The sequence below is a fragment of the Nostoc sp. genome, assembly GCF_036919815.1.
Classification (GTDB): Bacteria; Cyanobacteriota; Cyanobacteriia; order Cyanobacteriales; family Nostocaceae; genus Nostoc.
On sequence record NZ_JBALCE010000119.1, the window covers coordinates 1 to 4,588 of the forward strand.

Consider the following 4,588-nt stretch of genomic DNA (forward strand, 5'->3'; position numbering starts at 1 on the left):
TAGAATACACGGGTAGTTAGGAACTTTTAGAAGTGATGTCAATAGGTTATCGTCACTTTGGAGTGCAATCAGCATAAAGTTTTTTTAAGAAATTTGGGACTTGCCGAAAAAAGCGTTACATAGCCAAAGTCCCCATTTGAGAAAGGTTTCGCCCTTAAAATTGCAATTTAAATTTGATCAGGTTGCCTAAAATTACGCTAAAACCCTGATCCCCAACCCAAAAGGTTCATGTTAATGTGTTGCAGTTATGAATAACAAAGTGAAAGCGGAACGGGTTCGAGTTTTCAGGAGGGAAATCACTTTCACAAGTGAAAAATTCCGCGAATCATAAAACTTAAGTTCTACAGTCGCTTTAAAAACGGACGCATGAATCAAAGACATTTGTGGACTATTGTTGCCCTGTTTATGACTGTTTTGGGGATACCCACAGTCGGTTGCGCTCAAACCACCAAGGGAAATGCGCTAGCATCCCAAAAATCGCCCACCCCTGATGTAGTGAAGGTGGGAGAGTATCAATCAACAGCAGGGAAACAAACCTTGGATGCTGTGATTACAGAAATTCATCCTCACAACATCGGAGGACGTAAGGCAGCAACCCTTTTTATCAAAAATATTCCCGTTCTCACATTTTTAAGTTCTGTATCAAATACGAATCTTGAAAGTAAAAAAGTTGGTGTAATTGGAAATTCTGGGGGCATACAATCGTATGCCCTTATTGCTAGCAATTCACTAAAGGCAGTGGGTACTGGGAACGTAACGGGTGTGAGTGACCAGATTAGCTCTGTTGACAATGACCCGGTTCAGATAGCTGGTGTAATAGCAGCTAAAATAAACCAGTTGAATCGGGAAAATGTGGACGGGAGTAAGATTACCGTAAGTTGGAAAGCAGGGGAAAAATCCACTGCCAATCAAGGGCAAAACAAAAGTGCCCCCCTCCAGCAAGATGGCGATCGCTATATAATCAAAATTAATGACGAAGAATTGGTCGAAATCAACGAAGGTACGCGATTAGCCGGTACCACCAACAATCTCGCCCAAGATGCATTGCAAGTAACCAATCGTCTGCGGAGACTTTTAGGCAATGCATCTCCCTTAAAAGAAATTGCGAATTTACCAGTGCGTCTGCCAGTATCAATGCCAAAGCTGCCCCAAGAGCTTTCCATTGGCGGAGTGCGAATCTCCTTCAGAGGCATAGCTTCCTATTACGGCTATGATGGTTGTGGTAATAGTACTGCTAGCGGTCAGAGGTTCAATCCAGAAGGAATGACTGCCGCCCATCGCAGCTTACCCTTTGGTACAAAAGTTCGTGTAACCAACACCCACAATGGTCGTTCTGTAGTGGTGCGGATTAATGACCGGGGTCCATACGTTCGCGGTCGAGTCATAGACCTGTCTGCTGGCGCGGCTCGGATTTTAGGAATGATGGGCAGTGGCGTGGCACAAGTGCATATTGAAGTCTTAGGGAAATAAATAATTATTAGGGAATGGGGACAGAAGAAGGGAATAGGTTACAGGTTACAGGGGACAGATTATTCCCTATCACCTGTCACCTCTCCCCTAACCCCAATGCACAATGCCGATAACTGAATTCCCCTAGTTCAATCATCTCTTCCCTCTATTTCAGATATAAACTAACGGGGGAGGGATCGATAAGAACTAGGGGTATTTTTGTGCGCCTGCTGACAACAGTCGCAGCTTTACGCTGCTATTTAACTAAACGCTACTCAGAAAACAAGCTGATTGCAGTTACTGACGATCTGAGACTAGATGAGATGACTGGCTGGTATCAGACGGCAGTCGGTCTTGTGCCAACAATGGGAAATTTGCATCAAGGTCATTTAAGCTTGATTCAACGGGCGCGGCAAGAAAATTCTCGGGTGATTGTAAGTATTTTCGTCAATCCCCTGCAATTTGCTCCCAATGAGGATTATCAACGCTACCCCCGCACCTTAGAGCTAGATCAACAACTTTGCGAACAAGCTGGGGTAGATGCCATTTTTGCACCGACTCCTGAAGAAATGGCAGTTTCGCAAAAAAGTATAGAAGAATCAAAGGCTACACAAGTTATCCCCCCATCTGCTATGATCACAGGCTTGTGTGGTCGTTCTCGGCTAGGTCACTTTCAGGGTGTGGCGACGATTGTTACCAAACTTTTCAATTTGGTACAGCCTGACCGTGCCTACTTTGGTCAAAAGGATGGTCAGCAAGTGGCAATTATTAAACGCTTAGTAGCTGACTTAAATTTGCCAGTAGAAATTGTTGCTTGTCCAATAGTACGGGAAGCGTCGGGTCTTGCCTTCAGTTCTCGTAATCAATATTTGACGGTGACGGCAAAAGAGCAAGCATCGGTGTTATATCGCGGCTTGCGACGGGCTGAGGCTGCGTTTCGATCTGGCGATCGCAATAGCAACAAGTTGATCGCAATGGTACAGCAAGAAGTGGCAATGGTCAGCACGGTTTTAGTGGAATATATTGAATTGGTTGAACCGACTACGTTGATGTCTTTAGAAAAAGTTGAGGAGGAAGGAATGTTGGCGATCGCAGCTCGTCTTGGTGCTACACGTTTGATTGACAATATTATATTGCGCGATCGCCAACCGATCATCGCCATTGATGGCCCAGCCGGTGCGGGAAAATCTACAGTGGCGCGTCAAGTGGCAGCAAGTCTGAGCTTAGTGTATTTAGATACAGGAGCCATGTACCGGGCTGTGACTTGGTTAGTATTGCAAAAGGGGATTGCTATTAATGATGAGTGTGCGATCGCCGAATTAACTAATCAGTGTAAAATTGAACTTACTCCTACCCAAGATTTACAATCGAGCGTGCGGGTTTGGATTGACGGTACCGATATTACCCAGGCAATTCGCACGATTGAGGTAACATCTCTAGTATCGGCGATCGCGGCACAAAGCGCTGTACGTCAAGCACTGGTTAAACAACAGCAAAACTGGGGTAAAAAAGGTGGATTAGTAGCTGAAGGCCGGGATATCGGTACTCATGTGTTCCCCGATGCCGAAGTGAAAATCTTCTTAACCGCTTCTGTAAGTGAACGCGCCCGTCGCCGCCAGCAAGACTTTAACAAACAAGGTCAACCCCAAGTAAGTTTAGAGCAGCTGGAACGGGATATTGCCGAACGTGATTGGAAAGATAGTACACGCAAAGTTTCTCCTTTGCAAAAAGCAGCGGATGCGATCGAAGTGCAAACCGATGGTTTGGACGTGTCTGAAGTCACGGCCCAAATCGTTAACTATTACCGACAGCGTTTATCTCAGTGGTAATTATCACAATTTGCTGTTAGTTTTTTAGTTTCAAAGGGTGGTGGGTGATTATTCACTTACCATCCTCAAAACTGCATTTAAAAATAAAATAGATAATTTTGGTATTGGCTATCTTTATTTACAATCAATTATTCTACTATAAATATTAGATTATTTAATACTTAACTCATCTTGCTTTCGACTGATTTTTCACATCGCAATTAATCCTACCAAAGGTAGAAGTATGAAAGTTTTAATTGCTAAATCCTAATTAATTATCAGTCTTTGGCTATGAAATATTAGCCATTTTTATTTATAGTCATGAATCCATAGCGATTTGATTTATCATTTAAATACTTTTTTCCATCTTCACTTGATCTTCACTTTAGTAGTAGAATGACGATGTTAAGTTTTATCTTCCATAATTAAGGACATAAAACTGCCAGAAACAAAAGCTGTTAATTTCCTAAGCTTCTGCAATAGTTTAAGACTGAAAACCGATCAAGAGAGGATTTCACACAATGGCATTTGTACAAGAACCACTCCCCTTTGATAAGAATGCTCTAGAGCAATATGGCATGAAAGCTGAGACTTTCGAGTATCACTATGGCAAACATCACAAAGCTTATGTAGACAACCTTAACAAGCTGACTGAAGGTACGGAACTTGCCGATAAGTCTCTGGAAGAGGTGATCAAAATTTCCTTCAAAGACTCCTCTAAAGCGGGAATCTTTAACAACGCTGCTCAAGTTTGGAACCACACTTTCTTTTGGAATTCCTTGAAGCCAGCAGGTGGCGGTACACCCACTGGTGAACTTGCAGCCAAGATTGATAAAGACTTCGGTAGCTTTGACAAGTTCAAAGAAGAGTTCTCTAACGCCGCCACAACTCAATTCGGTAGCGGATGGTCTTGGCTAATTGATGATGGTGGTACGCTGAAGGTGATTAAGACACCAAATGCAGAAAATCCACTAGCTCATGGACAGAAGGCACTCCTAACCTTGGATGTTTGGGAACACGCCTACTACATTGACTACAAAAATGCGCGTCCAGCGTTCATCAAGAACTTCCTAGAACATTTGGCGAACTGGGACTTTGCTGCTAAAAACTTGGCTAAAGCTTAATCAATTGCCAGTTTTGAAGCCTTTTAACGGACTTTAGCTATGAGCCTTGAACTTCAGTTCTGGGCGGTTTTTGTCTAGAACGAAATAGCCCTGCTATTTGCCCCAAGTTAAACCACGTCTATCTTGAAACCTGTAGTTCTTCTGTGATCAAAAGGATTTGCCCTCATCCCCCAACCCCTTCTCCCAAATCTGGAAGAAGGGGAGTCA

The 4,588-nt window shown here is 43.3% G+C and carries 3 protein-coding genes; all 3 read left to right on the top strand.

All coding sequences use genetic code 11. The features are described from left to right. The first annotated feature begins 366 nt into the window (after nucleotides 1-366). The 3 genes from V7K15_RS27105 (at nucleotide 367) to V7K15_RS27115 (ending at nucleotide 4,381) form a co-directional block, all read left to right on the top strand. A complete protein-coding gene (locus V7K15_RS27105) occupies nucleotides 367-1,470 on the top strand; it encodes a septal ring lytic transglycosylase RlpA family protein (protein ID WP_334910653.1) in 1,104 nt (367 codons plus the stop codon). A gap of 200 nt (nucleotides 1,471-1,670) precedes the next feature. Further along, nucleotides 1,671-3,278, top strand: a complete 1,608-nt coding sequence (locus V7K15_RS27110; RefSeq protein ID WP_334910655.1) for a bifunctional pantoate--beta-alanine ligase/(d)CMP kinase — start codon at nucleotides 1,671-1,673, stop codon at nucleotides 3,276-3,278. Nucleotides 3,279-3,778: 500 nt separating this feature from the next. Next, nucleotides 3,779-4,381 (top strand): superoxide dismutase, encoded by a 603-nt coding sequence (locus V7K15_RS27115; RefSeq protein ID WP_334910656.1) that lies wholly within the window; start codon nucleotides 3,779-3,781, stop codon nucleotides 4,379-4,381. Nucleotides 4,382-4,588 lie beyond the last annotated feature (207 nt).